Below are 19825 nucleotides of genomic sequence, written 5' to 3'. Positions count from 1 at the left end.
GGAGGTGTCGGTTCTGGGGTCGCCGCGCGTTGCGCACGGCGCAAAAACAATGGATCATCGGTGACATTGCAGATGCGAGGGATGTCTCGGGCGGCCGAATGGGGCTGCAGGATCGTGACAGATCAACGTCAAGGAAAGAACACGTGCAGCCTTTTCTCTTCAATACGACCCGCAGCATCCAGTTCGGAGCCGGGGCACTCCTGAAACTCGGCGATCTCGTTCTGGCCGCGTTTGGCAGAAACGTATTGCTCATCACGGATCCGGGCATGATGAAGACCGGCATCGTTGACAGGGCGCTTGATGTTTTCAAGGCGGCGGGGATCGAGGTGTCGCTGTTTGCCGATGTGGTGGCCGATCCGCCGGAGGTGGTGATCGAGGCCGCCACGCGGCTTGCGCGGGAGGCCGCCGCCGATTGCATCGTTGGTCTCGGCGGCGGGTCGTCGCTTGATGTCGCAAAGCTCGTGGCTTTGCTCGCCATGGGCCGCGAGGACCTGAAGGAGATTTACGGCGTCGGCAAAGCCAAGGGCCCACGCCTGCCGCTCATTCTGGTGCCGACCACGGCCGGTACCGGTTCGGAGGTGACGCCGATCGCGATCGTCACGACAGGAACGGCGGAAAAGATGGGTGTCGTTTCATTCGTTCTTCTGCCGGATGTCGCGCTGCTGGATCCGGAACTCACCTATGGACTGCCGCCGCATGTGACGGCTGCGACCGGTCTCGATGCCATGGTGCATGCGATCGAAGCCTTTGCCTCGGCAAATGCCAACAACAATCCGGTCTCGCGTGGCTTGGCCATCCAGGCACTTCAGTTGATGGGGCCGGCATTGCTGACCGCGGTCAAAGATGGCGCCAATGCTGAGGCGCGGGCGGACATGTTGCTGGGCTCGATGCTCGCCGGTCAGGCCTTTGCCAATTCACCGGTCGCGGCAGTGCATGCGCTCGCTTATCCGCTCGGGGGGCACTTCCATATCCCGCACGGGCTGTCCAATGCGCTGGTGCTGCCGCATGTGCTGCGTTTCAACGCGGTCACTGCCCATGACGTTTATGTCGACCTAGCGCCGCATGCCTTTCCGGCGCTCGGCAATCTGCAGGGGCAGGCGCGGGTGGCGGGTTTCTGTGATGCTCTGGCGCAATTATCGATCGATTGCGGGCTACCGCAGCGCCTGCGGGATCTCGGCATCACGCAAGAATGGTTGCCGAAGCTTGCAAAGGACGCGATGAACCAGACGCGGCTTCTCGTCAACAATCCGCGACCGCTAACCGAGGCGGACGCGCTGGCGATTTACCGCGCGGCTTACTGAAGGGCCTCAACCGCACGATGGCTGGCGCAACCGAGCAATGCGGCTTGATCTCCGCCATACGTGTCCTCGCCCATAACGGGGTGTGATCCGGACGGTGTGAGCATGCGGATTCCAAGATCTGCCTGCGCCGTCTGGCCGGAGCCGACACATGTATAAGGTTTCAGTCTATCGCTACGGGTGGTGCCGCCAGCCGGCTTGACGTAAACCGTATGAGCGGTCGCGACAGCATGATCGGCAGAAGCCACGACTGCAGGCGCATGCCGAAGGTGCTCTGCGGGATGTAGTGGCTGCCGATGTTGCGCGACACCGCCTGCATCTTCGTCACCAGCGGCCGCATCCGTGCCTCATAGCTTTCAAGTGCTTCGACATGGCCTTTCCGAGCCAGTTCCGCGGCGAGGATGTAGGCTCCGGCCATGGCGGTGGACGTACCCTGTCCCGCCAGGAAGGTCAGACACCAGGCGGAATCGCCCAGCAGGGCAATGCGGCCCTTTGACCATCTGGGGACTTCGATCTGGGACACGGTGTCAAAAAACGACTGGTCCCAGTCGATTGCCGATGTGAGGGCGGATGCGACCGGCTCCGGCCAGTGGCCGAACTCCTGTTGCAGGACAGCGCGACGCGCATCGGGATCGAGCCGGTCCGTGCGCTCGTCGCGCCAGCAGAACAGTGTTGCTGCCGTGCCGTCGCCGACCGTGTAGAGACCGCCCTGATGATCCACATCCATCATGCCGATGAAACTCGCGCCGAGCGGTTTTGTAAGGCGCACCCGCCAGGCGCTCGCGCGGTAACCGAGCGGTCGGAGAAACGTTTCATGCGGTCCGAAGACCAGTGCGCGCACGCTGCTGCGATAGCCGTCGGCGCCGACGACGAGGTCGAAGCGATCACGGCTGCCATCGAAGAATGTAACGTCCACGCCCGATCCATCGTCCTCAAGAGAAATCACGGTCGTTTCGTAGCGGATCGGGCAATTTTCCTGCACGGCGGTGGTCAGGACCTCCTGGAAATCCTGGCGCATGATGGCAAGAAGGCGACCGTCGGCGGCCTCTGCCAGCGTTCGGTAGTCATAGGAGAAGAGCTTTCGGCCGTGTCGGTCGCGGTGATGGGCAAGGCCGAGCGGCATCGCCTTCTCGCGGAAGGCTTCCACCAGTCCCAGCTTTTCCGCAACACGCCAGCCGTTGACATGCAGGCCGATCGAGTAGCCGCCGGTGCGGCCATGAGCGGCCTTCTCGACGATGACCGGCTCGATGCCGTGCCGCAGTAGGCAGGCTGCAAACGTCAGGCCTGCCGGCCCGCCTCCGACGATGAGGATACGCATAAAGGTCTCCTCAGAACGTCATATTGATGCGCGCGCCGATCGTGCGGCCCTGGCCAAGCTGGTACAGATTGCCCAGGCCCGGATATTGGAAGCCATAGGTCGTGTAGGTCTTGTCGAAGACATTGGTCACGAAGACTTCCGCGGTGACTTGTTCCTCGATCTCCCATTTCACGCCAAGATCAACGAGCGCATAAGCCTTCTGGCCGATCGTGTTGGTTTCGTCGAAATAGTGCTCGCCGACATATGTGAGGCCGGCATAGGGGACGAACGCGCCGCGGCCGCTTTCAACCTCGAAACGGTAGTCGACCATGAGGTTGGCGGTGAATTCCGGCGCATAAGGTACCGTGTTGCCCGTCAGGTCGGCGCCGGTCGTCAAGGGGTTTTCATAGTCGGTGAAGCGCGTGTGGTTATAGGCAAGGCCCGCCGTGATGCCGATTTCCTCGGTGGGTTTTGCGCGGATCTTCAGGTCGATCCCCTTTGCCGTCACCTCTCCGACATTCTGCAGATATTGATACGGCTGCGTGCCAACGAACATCTGATAGTCTTTGGTGACATTGTAATAGGCCGAAAGCTGTGCTTCCAGCGTACCCGTCTCGTTGCGATATTTCAGCCCGGCCTCACCATTGTAGGTGTGCTGCGGATCGTAGGTGAAGGCGATGTTGGCAGGCGCCACGTTGCGGGTGAAACCGCCGGCCTTGAAGCCTGTACTGAGAAGGCCGTAGACGCGCCATTCGTCGCTGAGGCTGTAGCTCGCCCCGAGTTTCGGCGAAAGTGCCGTGAAGGAATTGTCGTCGTTGAGCGTGATGCCGCCCGTCGCTTCCGCCGCCGCGTATTCGTAGTCGAGACGCAGACCGGGCGAGATGTCGAGCCGGTCCGTGGCATGCCAGGTCACATCACCGAAGAGTGCATAGGAATCAATCTTCTGGTTCGAAACCTGTCCATAGGCCGGCACGTTGCGGGTGAAATCCAGATGTTGGTAATAGAGCCCGGCCACGTAGTCGATCGCGCTGCCCTGATCCGGGTTGGAAGCGATGCGCAGTTCCTGGCTCAGTGTCCATTGTTTTTCCGGCGTATAGCTGCCGAAGATCGTGCGGTCGAGATCGCTTTTCTGGTAACCGGTGAGGGCGGTGATCGTCGCGAAACCGAGGTCGTAGGCGGCGTTGATGCCAAAATTCCAGGTGTCGAGATCGTACTGAGACGGTGCCGGATAGGCGACGCGGTCCTCCAGCATCGATTCCAGAACGAAATATTCTTCCGTCGAGGATACATGGCCGCGACCGGCGGTCACGGTGATATCCCAAGGGCTGTCGGTTGGAGCATAGCGCAGGCGCACCTGGCCGTTGATGTCTTTCGTCCCGCCGACATCCTCGCCCGTTGTGGTCGTATAGGTATCATTGCCGTTCAGGAAGGAAATGCTGGCGTCACCGTAAAGAACGTCTTCGATGATCGGCGTGCTGGCGTGGAAGGTCCCGCCCGCGCCCTGATCGGTTAGGTTGGCATCGAAGCCGAAGCGCGCCTCGTTGTCGGGCTTGCGAGTGACGATATTGATGACGCCGCCGATCGCGCCGCGGCCGTACAGTGTGCCCTGCGGGCCATAGAGAAGCTCTACGCTTTCGAGTTCGGCGGGCAGCGCTCGCGTCAGGTTGAAGCTGTCCTGCGGCAGGCCGTCGATATAGACCTGTGTGCTCGGATTGTAGAAATCGAGCGAGGCCTGGCCGCGGATCGTGAAGTTGGCATAGGTCCGGCTGGAGCGCGAGCGGATGTTGACGTCCGGGAAAATCCGGTCGAGATCGGCAACGGTGTCGATGTCGCGGCTCTCCAGGTCCTCTGCAGTGGCGATATCGGTCGCAGACGGCAGCAGGAAGTAGTCTTCACTGCGTTTGGTCGCCGTTATGGTGATCCTCTCAAGCATCGTCGTTGCCTCATTGTCCTGCGCCAGAATATCTTGCGGTGAAAGACCGACGGCGAGAGCAAGAAGGGAAACGCCGGACAAGCGGTGACGCATCATGATTCAGATACCTTTTCTGGGATGGGGAAGCGCTCGCTCAGCCGCGCGGTGGCGGCAAGGGTGCGCGGTACGAGGAGAATGGCGACGAGGATGAAGGCCGCCGAGGCGGAAAACAGCCAGGCATAACCGAAGGCCTTGCCAAGCACGCCGGCAACCGAGGAGGCGGCGATTGCAAGGATCGCGTCGATGCTCTGGAGTGCGGCGAAATCCGTCGCCGTCTGGTCCGGATTGCACCAGTTCATCATCGCCGCGTAAAGCGTGACGAAGGAAAATGCGACAGCGCCAACCTGAAGGAGAAGGATACATACGGCGAGCCCCGGCGAGACCGAGCCGGTGAATTCGATGAGGGCCAGGCCTGCGAGCAGCACGGCGTTGAGGATTGCGGCCATCACGATCGACCGGAGGATGCCGGCCGTTTGCACGGCGAGCGCACCGAGCGACGAGGCGAGCAAGCCGATGAGCGCCCCACCTGCACCACGCAGGAGGCCAATCATGTCGAGCGCGACACCCTTGTCGACGAGATAAGGACCGGCCAGCGACGAACCCATGCGGATTCCGATCTGATAGACGACGAGAAAAACAAGGCCATGGGTGAGGTCTCGGTTGCCGAAAGTGGCTTTCAGGCCGACGCGATGTGTACCGGCCGTCTTTTTCGCTCGCGGTGCCGCGAGTCCGTTGGACAGAAATACGGGGATGGTGAGAAGGCAGACGAAGCCTGCCATGAAGGCCATGGAAACGGCCCAGCCGGCATGCTGATAGACGATGAGCCACAACCCTCCGCCGATCAGGAAACCGAGATAGGCACCGGCCGTCGAGGCGCCGCTGGCAAAACCACGACTGCCTGCGTCGGAGGCGCGCACGGCAAGCGAATCGGTTGCCACGTCCTGTGTCGCGGCAAAGAGGCCCATCACGAGAAGAACACCGGCGAGCCAACCCAGATGCGTCTGCGGTGGCAGCGCCATCGCAGCAAGGAAGCAGAGGATGATGCCGAACTGGCATCCGAAGATCCAGCTACGTTCGTTCAGGAATCGATCGACGAGCGGTGCCCAGAGAAATTTCAGCGCCCAGGGCAGGAAGAGAACGGCGAGATAACCGATCTGGTCGAGCGGAATGCCCGCATCGCGCAGGACGACGGGAAGTGCGGTCTGCACCATGCTGCCCGTGACGGACTGGGCGGCATAAAGGCCCGCAAGCAGGCCGAGGACGGTCCATGATGTGGAGCGTGCAGCAATATTCACAAGAGCAGTCGTCATTGCCCCTCACAACGAGTTTCCGGGTCTCAGTAAGATGTCGCATTAAACTTGACTATCATGATCAGGTTCAGCGATATTGCGATCCGGTCCATTATTTTGGTAGCGAATGAATCTTCGAGTGGAACAGCGTGCGCTGGCACAGTCGGATCAGAACGACGTGGTCGTGCTGGGGCCAAACCCAGCCGATCCGACGTTTTCCGCCGCCGCGACGGAGGGCGCCTATAAGATCCTGGGTGTTCGGCCGGGCCTGACAATTTCCGTCTTCGACATGGTGATCGGTCCTGATTTTGTCGGCCGGTTTGCAACGGAACCCTGCGTGGCCATTGATTTTCTGTTCGAAGCGACCGGCCAGGGCTGGTTGCTCGACAAGGATGCAGAGCGGCGGCTGTCGTCCGTGCCCTATCGGCCCGGGCGCATCTATGTGATGGCGGCGCCGACCGGCGCGATCGGCTTCTACGACGTGCCTGTCGGCAGCAGGTTCAAGGGTATGGACATCCGCGTCGATATCGCCCTGTGGCAAAGGCTCGGTGCCGGCGATGTGCTGGCCAACCTCGACGAAAACCATGCCCTGCACATGGCGTCTGGTAATGGCACCTGGGTTGGCGTGCTGCCGGTACCGCCTGATCTTCTCGCCGTCGCCCGCGCGCTTTTCGACAGTGCCATGGTGGAAAATGACGACCTGACCCTTGAGGCGCGTGCGCTCGACATCATCAACGCCTCGATAGGTGCCATGCGCCGCTCGCTAGCGCCCCAGACGATCCCGCCACGCGACCGCCGCCCGCTCGAGCGCGCCCGCGATCTGTTGATTGGCGACCTTGCGCGCCCCTGGACGCTCGATGACCTCGCCCGGGAGGTCGGCCTCAGTCAGAAACGCCTCAAAGCCGGCTTCAAGAGCCTGTTTGGCTTCGCTGTTTATGCTTTCCTCCAGGAGCAACGGCTTCTGGAGGCGCGTCGGCTGATCGAGGCAAGTGATGTGAACATCACTCAGGCGGCGATTGCCGTCGGTTACAGCAATCCCAGCCATTTTTCGCAGCTGTACCTGCGCCGCTTCGGCATCCAGCCGTCACGGGCGCTGGCGGCACGGTCAAGGGCGCGCGAGGCGTGACGGACAAACCGGTCTCGGCATCAAGTATCATCGCATGACGCAGAGCAGACTGTGATGCTGTGCGTGACCCGGTCGTTCCGATCCCACGGCATTCCCTGCGACCGCCGGGGCGTTGCGCTGGCTTCTCGCCCGCAGCCTGTCGGCAGAAGCCAGAGATGGTCTAACTTGCTTCATGGATCAGACTGCGGATCCAGCTCAGGGCGGGATCGCGTGTCCGGTAACTGTGCCATTGAAGAGACTGTTGCAGCTTCGGCAGGGTAATCGGCGTTTCAATGATCGTGATCCCGCCAAGGCCGGCAAAGATATTCGCAAGCTTCCGTTGAATGAGAGCGATGCGGTTTCCTCCCTGAATGAGCATGGGCAGAGAGCTGAAGCTGTAGCTGCTGATCTCTACCCTGAGCTTCAGACCAACGCTGTCGAAGGCGCGCTGCGCAAAACTCTCTCCCCCGTTGGGAGGCTGCATCACGATGAATCCGGCAGCCAGGAAATCCTCTGTCGACAGGCTGCCGTGGCCGAATGGTCCGTCGGCAGCCACGACACAACAGAGATCGTCTTCCAAGAGAACCTCCCTCGGGTGGTTTTCGGAACAGAAGGGTGTCGGGGCGATCAGGAGGTCCGCCTCACCACGTTCCAGCAGGATATGCGGATGGTTCTGCTGCGGTTTGAGATCGACCTGGATGCCGGGGGCGCGGGCCTGCAGCAGCCTGATGAAGTTCGGCATGATCGTCATCATCGTATAGTCGGAGACGATGAGACTGAAGCTTCGGGTGGATGTCTCCGGTTCGAAGGAGGGCGTGGAAACGACAGCGGCTTCGATCCGCACGATGATGTCGCGTAATGGCTGTTCGAGCGAGGCAGCCAATGGCGAAAGTTCCATGGAGCGCCCCACCTGGATCAGCAGCGCATCGTCGAAATAGTCCCGCAACCGCCCGAGTGCATTGCTCATGGCCGATTGGGTGATGAACATTTCTTCCGCCGCTCGGCTGACATTGCGGACCCTGATCAAGGTATCGAGCGCCACGAGTAGATTCAGGTCAAGGTTCTTGAACCGCATCTCTAAAAGCCTCCCATCTATTTTCCCCATAAATACAAATCATTCATCAAAGCAATTTTGTAAACAGGCTAATGTTCGCTAGATCTCCAGTTGGGAGGAATTGTCGACGTCAGGCCGGGAGGCCAGAGCGTTGGCTGCTTCCCATCGACAGTATCGCCGGAGGGGCGATTTCGAGGAGAAGCAATGTTCAAGTACTTTCCCACCAATTACGTCTGGAACCTGTCGGTCAATCTGTCGATCGAGATGGGCGCCCGGATGGGAGAGATCGAGGAAATGTGCGCGCCGCTGCAGGACGCAGCCAAGGCGCCGGATGCCGCCGGTACCCAGGCCTTCCGCGACACCTGGATCAGGATGGCCGACAAGCTCGTTTCTCTCGCCGAGGAGGATGAAGCGCGAGGACGGCTTATTTCGGCCGGTGACAAGCTGCTTCGCGCTGCCAATTACATGCTGACCGCTGAGCGCCTGTTGGCGCATGGTTCGGAGGGGCGTCTGGCGCTGTATGAGCGCTTCCTGATAGCATTCGAAAAAGGTCTGAAGCTTTCCGGTTCCTCGTGCCGCCGCGTCAGCATTCCCTACGAAGGCAAGCATCTGTCGGCGCTTTACGTGCCGGCGGAAGGTGTCACGGGACCCGCGCCCCTGCTCGTTCAGGTCAACGGGCTGGACAGCACCAAGGAGATGAAGTTCCTGGTCGGTCTGCCAGGTTGGCTTGCGAAGCGAGGCGTTGCCTCGCTGATCGTCGACCAGCCGGGAACCGGCGAAGCATTGCGGCTGCATGCGATGACGGCACGCTTCGACAGCGAGCACTGGGCAAGCCGCGTGGTCGACTGGCTGGAGACGCAGCCCGATGTCGATGCGAAGCGGATCGGTATGGAAGGCGTCTCGCTCGGTGGCTACTACTGTCCGCGCGCCGTGGCCTTCGAGCCGCGTTTCGCCTGCGGCGTGGTCTGGGGCGCCAATCACGACTGGCGCGACGTCCAGAAGAAGCGTCTGGCGCGCGAAGGCAATTTCCCGGTCCCGCATTACTGGAGCCATGTCATTTGGGTCTGGGGCGCCAAGGATATGGATGCCTTCATGGAGATTGCCGAGAAGGTGCATCTCAACGGAATTCTGGACCGCATCCGCGTGCCTTTCCTCGTGACCCATGGCGAGAAGGACAGCCAGATTCCGCTGCAATGGGCACATGCAACCTATGACCAGCTGGTCAACAGCCCGAAGCGCGAACTGAAAATCTTCGACGAGCGCACCGGCGGTGTGCAGCATTCCAGTTTCGACAATTCCGCCAATGCCGGGGCCTATATCGCCGATTGGGTGGCCGAAGTGCTGGGCGGCAAAGTCGCCGTGGAGGTTGCCGCATGACCATCAAAACCATGATCTTCGGACGTCGGCGCCCCGGACTGACGCTGGCCGAGCATCGGGCCCACATGAAGGACATCCATGGGGCACTGGTTCTCGATTACATCCGCCTCCACCCGGATCAGGCGCCGCGCCGCTATGTTCAGAACCACGCGTTTGACGGCGTCTATCCCGGATCGGACACGCGGGTGGGCGTGTTCACGCTTGGCCTGGATTTCGTGACGGAAGTCTGGTTCCCGGACCTTGCGACCGCGAAGGCCTCGCGTGAGACATCCTTCTATATTGAACACCTTCGGCCTGATGAACCACAGATGGTCGATGACAGTACGGTGTTCGGTCTGCCCGTGACCGAAGACGTCATTCGCACGCCAGGAGAACCGCATGAAGGCCGCACCAAGGTCTTTGTCGTCTGGCACGGCGCACCGCCCTTTGCCCCCGACACGAGCGATGCGGTTGCGGCCATCTTTGCCTCGGCACCGGCACACTGTCGCAACCTCCCGGTCTTTCCTTCGCCGGTTCACGCGGTCGACGTGTTCTTTCTGGCCGACGAGGCCGCTGCCGTCGCCTTCGCGCAGTCGGTGAGGCAGGCGATCGGCGACGAGACGCCATCGGGCACTGCCGACGTCACGATCACTGTCGCACGCGAATACGTTCTTCATGCCGGGTGATCTCGGTCGCCCTCGAAAGGAATTCCCATGAATATCATCGGTCCTGATTATCTCGTTTTCGGCGTCGACGATGTTGCCGCCTCCATTGAATACCTCACCGCCTGGGGTCTGAAGCCTGTCGACGTGACGGAAAAGGGTGGGATCTTCGAGACGCTGGACGGCACCGGCATCATCATCCGCCACAAGGCCGACCCGATGCTGCCACCGCCGCTGCCGACCTCGAACATGCTGCGCCAGCAGGTCTACGGCGTTCGCTCCGCGGAAGATCTGGATGCGATCGAAGCGGAACTCGGCACGGATCGCCGCGTCACGCGCCTCTCCGACGGTTCGATCGAACTCAAGGACGATCATGGCTTCGAGCTGAAGTTCCAGGTGACGATCCGCCGCGAACTCGACATGCCGGCCGAGAAGATCAATGCCCCCGGCGCACCGGCCCAGCGCCGACCGAACGAGATCGGCGTCTGGGAAGAGATGCCGGCCTTGCCGCGCACGCTCAGCCACGTTGTGCTTTTCGTTCCCGACCTCGATGTCGCCACCAAATTCTATTGCGACCGCCTCGGTTTCGTCATCACCGACGTCCTGACGGGAGCCGGCCCCTTCCTGCGTCCCAAGGCCAATGATGATCACCACACGTTGTTTTTCATTCGCACGCCGGAATACATGAAGGGCTGCGAACATCTGGCCTTCCACATGGGCGGCCCGACCGAACTGATGGTTGCCGGTACGCGCTTCGTGAAGAAGGGCTATCAGAGCTTCTGGGGCCCTGGGCGTCACAAGTTCGGCTCGAACTGGTTCTGGTATTTCAACAGCCCGCTCGGCTGTCACTTCGAATACGATGCCGACATGGACAAGCACGACGACACCTGGATCGCGCGCGAGGCACCGATGGGGGCCGAAGCCTCGCAGATCGTGCTGTTCGAAATGCGGGAGAAATGGGCCCCGACCGGTGGTCCGCCGCCCGGTGCAAAAGGCTGATCCGGAACGGCACCATGGGGGAGACACGCTATCTGTGCCGTGCTCTGGACATCGGGGAAGGCGAGGCGAAAGGCTTCGGTCCGATCGACGGGGCAAGGCGGAAGGTGATCCTGGTGCGGCGGGGCGGCGTGTTGCGCGGCTGGCTGGATGCCTGTCCGCATTATTCGACCGGCACGCCGATGGCCTGGAAGACCGATGGCTATCTGAACGGCGAGCGGACACATCTGACCTGCCACTCCCATGGCGCCCTGTTTGAGATTGAAACCGGCGAATGCGTCCTTGGGCCGTGCCTGGGCCAGAGACTGACGGCAGTCGCCATCAGCGTCAGCGAGGAGGGTGACGTGTTCGTCGCGTTGCCCGTGGAGGAGAAGAGCAAAAGTGACAATTAGTTCCAAGATACTCGTGATCGGTGGCGGTTTCGCCGGCATGACCGCAGCCCTGCAACTGTCCCGCCAGGGGGTTGCCGTCGATCTCGTCGAAATCGATGCGGGATGGCGCTCCTATGGCGCCGGCATCAGCCTGCACGGCGCGACCTTCCGGCTGCTGCAGCAGCTTGGTCTGCTGGAGCGCTTCATGGAGGAAGGCAACCTCAGCGACGGCGTGCATATGCGTGGGCCGGATGATGCGATCCTCGCCACTTTGCCAACACCCCGCGTGGCTGGTCCCGATATTCCCGGTGGCGGCGCCATCATGCGTCCGGCATTGGCCAGGATCCTGTCGGATGCCGTTCGCGCGTCCACCGTCAATGTCCGGCTGGGCACCACGTTCAGCAGCATTGTCGAGCAGGATGACGTGGTCGAGGTTACATTCCGCGACGGCAGTTCCGGTCGCTATGACCTGGTGATCGGCGCGGACGGACTTTATTCCTCTGTGCGCACGGCGATTTTCCCGGACGCGCCGAAGCCGCGCTTCATCGGCCAGGCCGTCTGGCGTGCGGTATTGCCGAAACCTGAGGGTATCGACACGGTCACCATGTGGATGGGACCGACGCTGAAGGTCGGTGTCAACGGCGTCAACAAGGACGAGGTCTACCTCTTCCTGACCGAAGACCGGGCCACCAATGACTTCGTCCCGCCGGAAACCTTCGTCGAGACCCTGCGGGGCCTGCTGTTGAAATTTCCCTCGCCGATCATCCAGAAGATCGCCTCTGAACTCTGCGACGAACACCAGATCGTCTATCGTCCGCTCGAACAGCTGCTGATGCCGCGCCCGTGGTTCAAAAACCGGGTCGTTCTCGTCGGCGATGCGGTCCACGCCACCACGCCGCATCTTGCCGCTGGAGCCTGTATCGGCATGGAGGATGCCATCGTCCTTGCCGAGGAACTCGGCAAGCCGGTCGGTATCGATGAAGCGCTGGTCGCCTTCGAGAACAGGCGTTTTGAACGCTGTCAGATGGTTGTCGAGAATTCCGGCCGCTTGGCGGAGATCGAGATCCATGGCGGGAGCCCCCAGGAGCACGCAGAGATCATGAAGCGTTCCATGAGGACACTGGCGGAACCCATCTGAACCCATCCGCGCCGGCGTTGCGGTTGGGAGACCGCACGCCCTTGCCCTGGCGCTATCAACTGGAGGAGTTACAATGTCAGGACAGAAATTCGGCGTAGCCGGTGCCACGGCGCTCGTCATCGGTCATTTTTCCGGAATGCTCGATCTGATTGCACTGCCGGTCTGGGTTGGTGCTCTGGTGGAACGGTTGCAATTCACTCCGCAAAACGCGGGTGCGGTCGTGACCCTGTTTCTGGTTGGTGCCGTGCTCGCAAGTCTGGTCCTGGCGCCCCGTTTCAACCGCATGAACCAGCGTCTGGCCGCTGGTGCCGGATTTTCCGTCGCCGCTGGCGCATTTTTTGTCGCAGCCGGCCGGACCGGGTTTGCGGAACTGGCTCTTCTGCATCTTGTTTCCGGACTTGCCGTCGGCACGGCATTGTCGATGGTGCACGGCACGATGGGACGCGCAACCAATCCACATCGGCTTTTTGCAATGGCGGGTATCGCGCTCGGTCTCTTCGCCATCGTCGTGCTGGCACTTCTTCCACAGGTGATGATCGCGTTTGGCGCGCCGGCACTGTTCTGGGCGTTCGGTGGGATCATGGCCTTTGCCGCCATCGTCGCGATCCTGTTTTTTCCCAAGGTCGACCGCAGGGCGGAACAGGGATGGCAAGCGTTCAACCGCGCAACCTGGTTCACCATCCTCGGCATCAGCTTCATGACCTTCAACCAGGCCATGGTCTTCTCCTTCGTGGAGGTCATCGGCCGGGCGCGCGGGTTTGAGCCAGGTCATGTTCTGGCGGTGCTGATCGCGCTCGGTTTCGTGAATTTTCTATTCCCATCCCCGCTTGCCGCTCTTCTTCAGACGCGCATCTCGGCAACGGCTGTGACGCAGGCCGGGCCAGCAGTGCAGGCGGTGTTGGCGCTGGTGGTGACCAGTGCGACCAGCATCGTTCTGTGGGCACCAGCCGCAGCCACATTCGTCGCCGTCCAGATCTTCACCCATACCTTCGCCTTCGGCCTGCTGGCCCGGCTTGATCCGACCGGTCGCGCCGTGGCTGCGACACCGGCCATGCTGATGGTCGGCGCTGCCCTGGGACCGATCGTCGGTGGCGCACTCGGCGAAAACTTCGGCTATCCGGCACTCGGCATCGCCGCCGTGATCGTCAGCATGATTTCCATCGGTCTTTTCACCAAGGCGAAAACCGTCAATCTTTTCGAGGCAAAACCCGCATGACCAGCTTCCCCACCATCACCCGCATCGTGACCGGCCATGACGATGAGGGACGTTCCGTGCTGACGCAGGTTGGACCGCTTCCCACCGTGGTCGAGATCTCGGCGATACCGGGCACGATGTTCCACGAGGTCTGGTCGACGCAGGAAAGTCCCGCACGGGTCGGCAACGGTGTCGATCCGACGCTCGGGCCCCTGGTGCTGCCTCCGCCTCCCGGCGGCACCAGGATTCGTTTTGTGGACATCCCGCCGGATACCGAGGAATTCCTGAAGACCGGTGCGCAGCGCATGGGTGAAGCCTTTGAACAGATTGGCGACAGGGCAGCATCCACCGTCAAGCAGAACTCGCCCCATCCCCTGATGCATCGCACGGAATCGGTCGATTACGGCATCGTCATCGAAGGAGAAATGACCCTGGTTCTGGACGAGGGCGAGGTTCTTCTGAAACCGGGTTCGGTCGTCATCCAGCGCGGCACCAACCATGCCTGGGCGAACCGGTCCGGTAAGATGTGCCGCATGCTCTTCGTGCTGGTGTCGGGGACCTTCGAGCCGGAACTTGCCGCCAAGCTTACCGGACACTGAGCGATTCACCTCACCCAAGCCGAAGATGGGCTGACGCTGCAGGGCAGAACAACAGGCCAGAACAACAGGAACGAAATCGAGATGAAGCTTGCAACCTATCACGATGGAACGCGCAACGGTCAGCTCTGGGTCGTTTCCCGGGATCTGGCGCACGCCGTTCCGGCAACCGGTATCGCCACCTGCCTGTTGTCTGCCATCGAGGCTTGGGATGTGGTTTCTCCGCGGCTTGCGGCGCTCTACGCGCGGCTGAATGCCGGCGAAGAGCCCTTCGCCACCCGTTTCGAGCCGCAGCGTTGCCTGGCTCCCTTGCCCCGCGCGCCGCAATGGCTGGATGCATCGGCCTTCCTCAACCACGGCCGGCTGATGGACAAGGCGTTCGACAATCCGCCGAACCCGGATTTCGAAACAATCCCGCTGGTCTATCAGGGGGCCAGCGACGACCTGCGCAGTTCCCTTGCCGACGTGGAGTTTCCGGACAACGCGCTGGGCATCGACATGGAAGGCGAGTTTGGCGTGATCCTGTCCGATGTTGCGATGGGAACGACGGCAGACGAGGCCGAAAGCCGCATCTGCCTGCTGGTGCAGATCAACGACTGGTCTCTGCGCGCGCTTGGACCGCGGGAAATGCGGGCGGGCTTCGGATTTCTTCAGGCCAAGCCGTCCACTGCCTTTGCTCCGGTTGCCATCACGCCGGATGAATTGGGCGACTGCTGGCAGAACGGCCGTGTCGGTCTGAAGCTTCACGTCGAGATTAACGGTCGAGAGGTGGGACGGGCTTGCGGCGACGAAATGCATTTCTCCTTCGGTGAACTGATCGCACATTGCACGCGAACCCGCAGACTGACCGCTGGAACGATCCTCGGGTCAGGGACGGTTTCCAACACGGATCGCGCCGCCGGTTCGTCCTGCATTTCCGAAATCCGTGTCATCGAAATGCTGGACGAAGGTGCCGCCCGCACCCCCTTCCTGACCTGGGGAGATCGCGTCCGCATGGAGGCGCGTCTGCCGGATGGATCTTGCCCCTTCGGCATCATCGAGCAGGGGGTGGTGAAGGCCTGATGCGCATCCTGGTCACCGGAGCAGACGGATTTTTGGGGCGGGGCCTCGTCGCCGCGCTTGCCGCCGGGCGCATTCCTTTTGAGCGACTGGTTCTGACGGACCGTTTGCTGGGCAGCGCGGTTCCCGACGGTGCTGAGGCCATCGCCGGCGATCTGGCCGATCCGATGTTTCTGGAAACCCTGCTTGAACCGGAGTTCGATCTTGTTTTCCATCTGGCAAGTGTGCCGGGCAGCCTTGCCGAACGCGAGCAGGACCTCGGCCACCACACCAATCTGCTGGCACCGCTCGCGCTTGCGCGCGGCGTTGCGGCTCGGCGCCCCGGCGCGCGGTTCGTTTTTGCCTCTTCCATCGCGGTCTACGGAGATCTCGGCGCGGCGCCGGTAACCGCGCAGACGCCGACATCTCCGCTCCTGACCTATGGCGCCCACAAGCTGATGACGGAGGTCCTTCTGTCGGACATGACGCGGCGCGGGGTCCTTTCCGCCCTCAGTCTGCGCTTCCCCGGGATTGTTGCCCGGCCGGTCCGCGACAGTGGCCACGGCTCTGCCTTCATGAGCCAGATCTTTCATGCCATCGCGGACGGTCGGGAGTATGAGTGTCCGGTGCCGGCACACAGCACCTGCTGGTGGATGTCGCGCCAGGCTGCCGTGGCCACGCTCTTACATGCCGCGGAGCTTCCCGCGTCCGGCCAGACGGTTGTCCAGCCACCGGTTCTTTATGCCAGTCTGCGAGAGGTCGCCGATGCTGTCAGCCGCGTGACCGGCCGGCCTGCTTTGCTCCGCTGGGGCAAGGACGAGATCCTGCGCAGGACGTTCGGTGCCATGCCCCCGCTCAATGCCGATCCGGCGCGTGCTCTCAAATTTCAGGCGGATGCGGACCTCGAGACCCTGGCAAGAGCCGCCCTTTCAGGAGATTGACCATGAAGATCATCGACCTTTCGGTTGCGATCGAAAACGACGTGCCGGCCGATCCGCCGGGGCTTGGCCCGAAAATCACCTACTCGACGCATGCGCAAGGCACGGAAGAAGTCCTGCGCTTCTTCCCCGGCCTCGACATTGCCGATGTGCCGGGGGCCGAAGGCTGGGCGGTCGAACAGTTGAACCTGACAGCCCATGCCGGCACGCATCTGGATGCGCCATGGCATTTCGCCTCCACCATGAACAATGGCGAGCGCGCCTGGACGATCGACGAGGTTCCGCTCGACTGGTGTATTCGGCCGGGCGTCAAGCTCGACCTGCGTCATCTGCCGGATGGTCATGTGGCGACGGCCGCGGACATCGAGGCCGCGGTCCATGCTACCGGTCATGATCTTCAGCCTTTCGACATCGTGCTGGTCAATACCGCAGCCGGCGCCGCTTATGGCCGGGCGGAGTATCTCGGCCGCGGCTGTGGCATCGGGCGGGACGCCACGCTCTGGCTGATGGCGAAGGGTGTGCATATCGCCGGAACGGATGCCTGGTCCTGGGATGCGCCGTTTCCGGCGACCGCCAGGCGCTTTGCCGAAACCGGCGATGCCGGCTTGATCTGGGAAGGGCACAAGGCGGCACGCGCCGGGATTTTCATGCACATGGAAAAGCTGACGCAGCTCGATCAACTGCCGTCCTCCGGCTTCACCGTGTCCTGCCTGCCGGTGAAGATCAAAGGCGGTTCCGCCGGCTGGTGCCGCGCGATCGCAATGCTCTGACAATGCCATGCGTTTGCGGGCGGGCGAAACGATGACGTCTGTCTTCGATTGAACCGCCAGGAATGGCGGTGCCGCGACACCCTGACAGTTCCTCAACCAACGACCGATGGCTCAGCTGCCGTCGGTCACCAGGGTGCCGCCATCGATCACCAGCGTCTGGCCACTCATGAACGCCCCGCCGCGTCCGGCCAGGAACAGCGCTGCAGCGGCAACCTCCATCGGTTGACCCACGCGACGCAGCGGTGTCGCTTGCAGCCGACGCTCGATGAAGGCGTCATTGGCCAGGAGAGAACGCGAGAAGGGGGTTTCGATCAGCCCCGGTGCAATGGCGTTCGCCCGGATGTTGTGGGGGCCGAGTTCAACCGCGAGGTTGCGTGCCATCTGGCACAAGGCCGCTTTCGACATCGAATAGATCCCGATCATGCGGTTGCCGCGTAGCGCCGAAAGACTTGCCATCAGGATGATCGAGCCACCGCCGGACGCGGCCATGCCATCCTTGCATCGCGCCGCCAGCCAATAGGCGGAATGAAGGTTGATGTCGAAGACACGGCGATAGGCCTCTTCGTCTGCCTCCCCGGTCGAGCCGACAGGGCCTTCGATGCCGGCGTTGCAGACGAGGATATCGATGGGACCGCCAAGCTCCGCCTCGCTGCGGCTCACCAGCTCGTCAGCGGCAGCCTTGTCAGCCAGGCGGTGCAGGATGGCCGTCGCATTCGGAACGTCGAACCGGTCGACGTCGTCCTGGCGATCCGAACAGGTCATCACCCTGGCGCCTGCTCCGGCGAAAGCCTCGACGATCGCAAGACCTATGCCGGAGGTTCCCCCGGTCACAAGTGCTCGCTTACCATCAAGGCCAAACAATCCGGCAAGCGAGCCGGATGGTGTCGTGTCGGGCATGCGTCTCTTCTCCGCGGGTTCTGAAATCTGGGGGAGGGGGCGAGCCGGATTGCGCCGGCTGCTTTTTCGTCGATCGTCCTGTTGTCCGTGCCGGTGGCACAGGCTGCATCGGCAATTTGGCCTTTATGGTCTGCGGCTTCAAGCCGGCACGGACTGAGCTCCGTCAGGTGCCGTTCTTACCCACCATTTTCGACAGGATGTGCAGCACCGGTGCCGAGGAAAATACCGGACGGAAGGCGGGCAGAATCTTTTCCACGACCGGTGGCATGTTGGGGATGACGTATTCCTTTGTCTTGGACCGGTCATCCTTGTCGAAGTAGGTCTTGACCTTTCGGGCGAAGGCCGGTGCCTTGCCGATACGTGGTCCCGTGACGTCCTGTATCGGGCCAACCAAAAGGCCGGTCATCCCCACAGGGTCCTTCCACTGCGCGGCGAAATGGCCGATCAGTGCGCGCGCGCCGGCCGCACGGGAGGCCTCGTTGGTGGCATCGAAGTGGATGATGTTTTCCGCCCACATATACCGCCCCTCATGGGGCCATATCCATTGTTCATCGGGGTTTCCTTCGCAGAGATCTCCGCCGGGTGCCGTATCTTTCGCCAGCATCATTTCCCCCATTTCCACCGCCTTTGGGAGGAAGTGAAAGCTGTCGAGAACCCCAAAACTCGTCGTGATGCCGCCCGAAGCGCGCAGCACGCGTGGCACATATTGGGAGGTGGCGAGGTTGTGATAGAGAACACCCTCCTCCTCAGGCGTCATCGTTGCGAAGCGGCCGCCGTGGCGGGCAACGATCTCGCGCACCGTGTCATGGCGCCACTGGTGCTCGGCTGCCGAGCGTGAGGCGATCAAGATTGTCCAGCTCGCGCCATTCTCCGGCCTTGCCGGCTCCGGAAGCGTTCCGTCGCGTGTGCGTCGGACGAATTCGGCGTTGCTTTCCGTGAGCGTCCAACCCACATGGTTTGGAGGCATGCGCAGCAAAACCGTACAGACATCATCCTGCAACAGATCGAATGTCGCGGAACGCTGCGCATCGTAGCCGGGGAAGATCGCATGCAGCAGTGCCGTGTTCGGCGGCAAAGGGGAACGCAACTGCGGAACCTGGCCCAAGGTTTCCATCTTGCCCTGGTGGTTGATCGGGAAAAGCTTGATGCCGATACGCGTGAACACGCCGATGCCGCCACCGCCGCCGAAGAAGCCGCGCAGCAATCCCCGCGTGCCCGGCCCCGGACCATCGCTGGCATACCAGCCCATGCCACTTGCCGCACTTCCTCCGCGAATGATCTCACCCTCCGGCGTCACCCATTCCCAGGCCAGCATGTTGCGCATATTGGCGCTGGTAAACTGCGAGGTGATGCCGACTCCAATCAACGAGGTCGCCGAAGCGAGAGGAGAGTGGGCCGGACCGGCGCCGACGACATGGCAGGTCAGTCCGTGCTTGCGTGCTTCGGCCTGCAACTGATTGGCGGTTGCGTAAGGACCGATCACCGCCATGCGATCCTCGGGCAGTATCTCAAGATGATTCATGCGCCTGAGGTCGATGCAGATTGAGTCCGGCGACGTCACGCAGCCCATGGATCCATAACCGGTCGAATGCGGGCGGAAACTCAGCCCATGCCGTTTGCAGCATTTGATGACCGCCGCTACTTCCTCGGTCGTGGCGGGCAGCACGACAGCGATCGGCCAGATTGGCACGAATTTGTCGCCGCCGGGGATCTTTCCGACACCCGTGTTCCAGGCATAGCCGGACAGGAGTGCCGGATCATCCGTGACATATCGCGCGCCGAGGATGGTCTCGAGCTCGGTCCGGGCCTGAGGGCTGAGAACCATACGGTGTTTAGCGTTGTTGCGTGCCATG

At 61.9% G+C, this 19825-nt stretch carries 18 protein-coding genes; 12 read left to right on the top strand and 6 right to left on the bottom strand.

Annotated elements, in window-relative coordinates; genetic code table 11:
- Window positions 1–143: 143 nt before the first annotated feature.
- Entirely contained in the window at window positions 144–1301 is a 1158-nt protein-coding gene (locus OU993_RS12675) for an iron-containing alcohol dehydrogenase (protein ID WP_268157893.1), read from the top strand.
- A gap of 160 nt (window positions 1302–1461) precedes the next feature.
- Here the strand turns inward: OU993_RS12675 and OU993_RS12670 are convergent, their stop codons facing one another.
- The 3 genes from OU993_RS12670 to OU993_RS12660 are packed head-to-tail and all read right to left on the bottom strand — an operon-like array spanning window position 1462 to window position 5877.
- Window positions 1462–2616, bottom strand: a complete 1155-nt coding sequence (locus tag OU993_RS12670; protein WP_268157891.1) for an FAD-dependent monooxygenase — start codon at window positions 2614–2616, stop codon at window positions 1462–1464.
- Window positions 2617–2626: 10 nt separating this feature from the next.
- The gene (locus OU993_RS12665) at window positions 2627–4624 is read right to left on the bottom strand and encodes a TonB-dependent receptor (protein ID WP_268157889.1); all 1998 of its coding nucleotides are present in this window, start codon (window positions 4622–4624) and stop codon (window positions 2627–2629) included.
- On the bottom strand, window positions 4621–5877 hold the full coding sequence (locus tag OU993_RS12660) for an MFS transporter (RefSeq protein WP_268157887.1): 1257 nt from the start codon (window positions 5875–5877) through the stop codon (window positions 4621–4623). The genes OU993_RS12665 and OU993_RS12660 overlap by 4 nt, the downstream gene beginning before the upstream one ends.
- 118 nt (window positions 5878–5995) lie before the next feature.
- Between OU993_RS12660 and OU993_RS12655 the strand changes: the two genes are divergently transcribed.
- The gene (locus OU993_RS12655; protein WP_268157885.1) at window positions 5996–6982 is read left to right on the top strand and encodes a helix-turn-helix transcriptional regulator; all 987 of its coding nucleotides are present in this window, start codon (window positions 5996–5998) and stop codon (window positions 6980–6982) included.
- A gap of 160 nt (window positions 6983–7142) precedes the next feature.
- Here the strand turns inward: OU993_RS12655 and OU993_RS12650 are convergent, their stop codons facing one another.
- Entirely contained in the window at window positions 7143–8036 is an 894-nt protein-coding gene (locus OU993_RS12650) for a LysR family transcriptional regulator (RefSeq protein WP_268157883.1), read from the bottom strand.
- Window positions 8037–8219: 183 nt separating this feature from the next.
- On the opposite strand from OU993_RS12650, the gene OU993_RS12645 reads away from it, so the two are divergent.
- From OU993_RS12645 to OU993_RS12600, 10 genes are all read left to right on the top strand, one after another.
- Entirely contained in the window at window positions 8220–9392 is a 1173-nt protein-coding gene (locus tag OU993_RS12645; RefSeq protein ID WP_268157881.1) for an alpha/beta hydrolase family protein, read from the top strand.
- Window positions 9389–10057 (top strand): EthD domain-containing protein, encoded by a 669-nt coding sequence (locus OU993_RS12640; RefSeq protein WP_268157879.1) that lies wholly within the window; start codon window positions 9389–9391, stop codon window positions 10055–10057. The genes OU993_RS12645 and OU993_RS12640 overlap by 4 nt, the downstream gene beginning before the upstream one ends.
- Window positions 10058–10084: 27 nt before the next feature.
- The gene (locus tag OU993_RS12635) at window positions 10085–11032 is read left to right on the top strand and encodes a VOC family protein (protein WP_268157877.1); all 948 of its coding nucleotides are present in this window, start codon (window positions 10085–10087) and stop codon (window positions 11030–11032) included.
- A gap of 14 nt (window positions 11033–11046) precedes the next feature.
- Window positions 11047–11421 carry a Rieske (2Fe-2S) protein gene (locus OU993_RS12630; protein WP_268157874.1) on the top strand — a complete coding sequence of 125 codons (375 nt, stop codon included), beginning with the start codon at window positions 11047–11049 and terminating at the stop codon, window positions 11419–11421.
- Window positions 11411–12538 (top strand): FAD-dependent oxidoreductase, encoded by a 1128-nt coding sequence (locus tag OU993_RS12625; protein ID WP_268157872.1) that lies wholly within the window; start codon window positions 11411–11413, stop codon window positions 12536–12538. The genes OU993_RS12630 and OU993_RS12625 overlap by 11 nt, the downstream gene beginning before the upstream one ends.
- A gap of 73 nt (window positions 12539–12611) precedes the next feature.
- Complete coding sequence (locus OU993_RS12620) at window positions 12612–13754, top strand: MFS transporter (protein ID WP_268157870.1); 1143 nt, start codon at window positions 12612–12614, stop codon at window positions 13752–13754.
- Complete coding sequence (locus OU993_RS12615; protein ID WP_268157868.1) at window positions 13751–14332, top strand: cupin domain-containing protein; 582 nt, start codon at window positions 13751–13753, stop codon at window positions 14330–14332. The genes OU993_RS12620 and OU993_RS12615 overlap by 4 nt, the downstream gene beginning before the upstream one ends.
- An 81-nt stretch (window positions 14333–14413) precedes the next feature.
- Complete coding sequence (locus OU993_RS12610; RefSeq protein ID WP_268157866.1) at window positions 14414–15391, top strand: fumarylacetoacetate hydrolase family protein; 978 nt, start codon at window positions 14414–14416, stop codon at window positions 15389–15391.
- Window positions 15391–16308, top strand: coding sequence for an NAD-dependent epimerase/dehydratase family protein (locus tag OU993_RS12605; RefSeq protein ID WP_268157863.1), 918 nt, complete (start codon window positions 15391–15393; stop codon window positions 16306–16308). The genes OU993_RS12610 and OU993_RS12605 overlap by 1 nt, the downstream gene beginning before the upstream one ends.
- Window positions 16305–17075 carry a cyclase family protein gene (locus tag OU993_RS12600; RefSeq protein ID WP_268157861.1) on the top strand — a complete coding sequence of 257 codons (771 nt, stop codon included), beginning with the start codon at window positions 16305–16307 and terminating at the stop codon, window positions 17073–17075. Before OU993_RS12605 ends, OU993_RS12600 begins: the two co-directional genes overlap by 4 nt.
- A gap of 111 nt (window positions 17076–17186) precedes the next feature.
- On the opposite strand, the gene OU993_RS12595 is transcribed toward OU993_RS12600, so the two are convergent.
- Together OU993_RS12595 and OU993_RS12590 are read right to left on the bottom strand one after the other, a co-directional pair.
- Window positions 17187–17972, bottom strand: coding sequence for an SDR family NAD(P)-dependent oxidoreductase (locus OU993_RS12595; protein WP_268157859.1), 786 nt, complete (start codon window positions 17970–17972; stop codon window positions 17187–17189).
- Window positions 17973–18135: 163 nt separating this feature from the next.
- Window positions 18136–19824 carry an FAD-binding oxidoreductase gene (locus OU993_RS12590; RefSeq protein ID WP_268157857.1) on the bottom strand — a complete coding sequence of 563 codons (1689 nt, stop codon included), beginning with the start codon at window positions 19822–19824 and terminating at the stop codon, window positions 18136–18138.
- Window position 19825 lies beyond the last annotated feature (1 nt).

Origin of the sequence: Rhizobium sp. SL86 (assembly GCF_026672545.1) — a bacterium.
In the GTDB taxonomy this organism is placed as follows: domain Bacteria; phylum Pseudomonadota; class Alphaproteobacteria; order Rhizobiales; family Rhizobiaceae; genus Neorhizobium.
The sequence above is the reverse complement of the archived record's forward strand: the minus strand, read 5'-3'. Positions and strand labels throughout refer to the sequence as shown.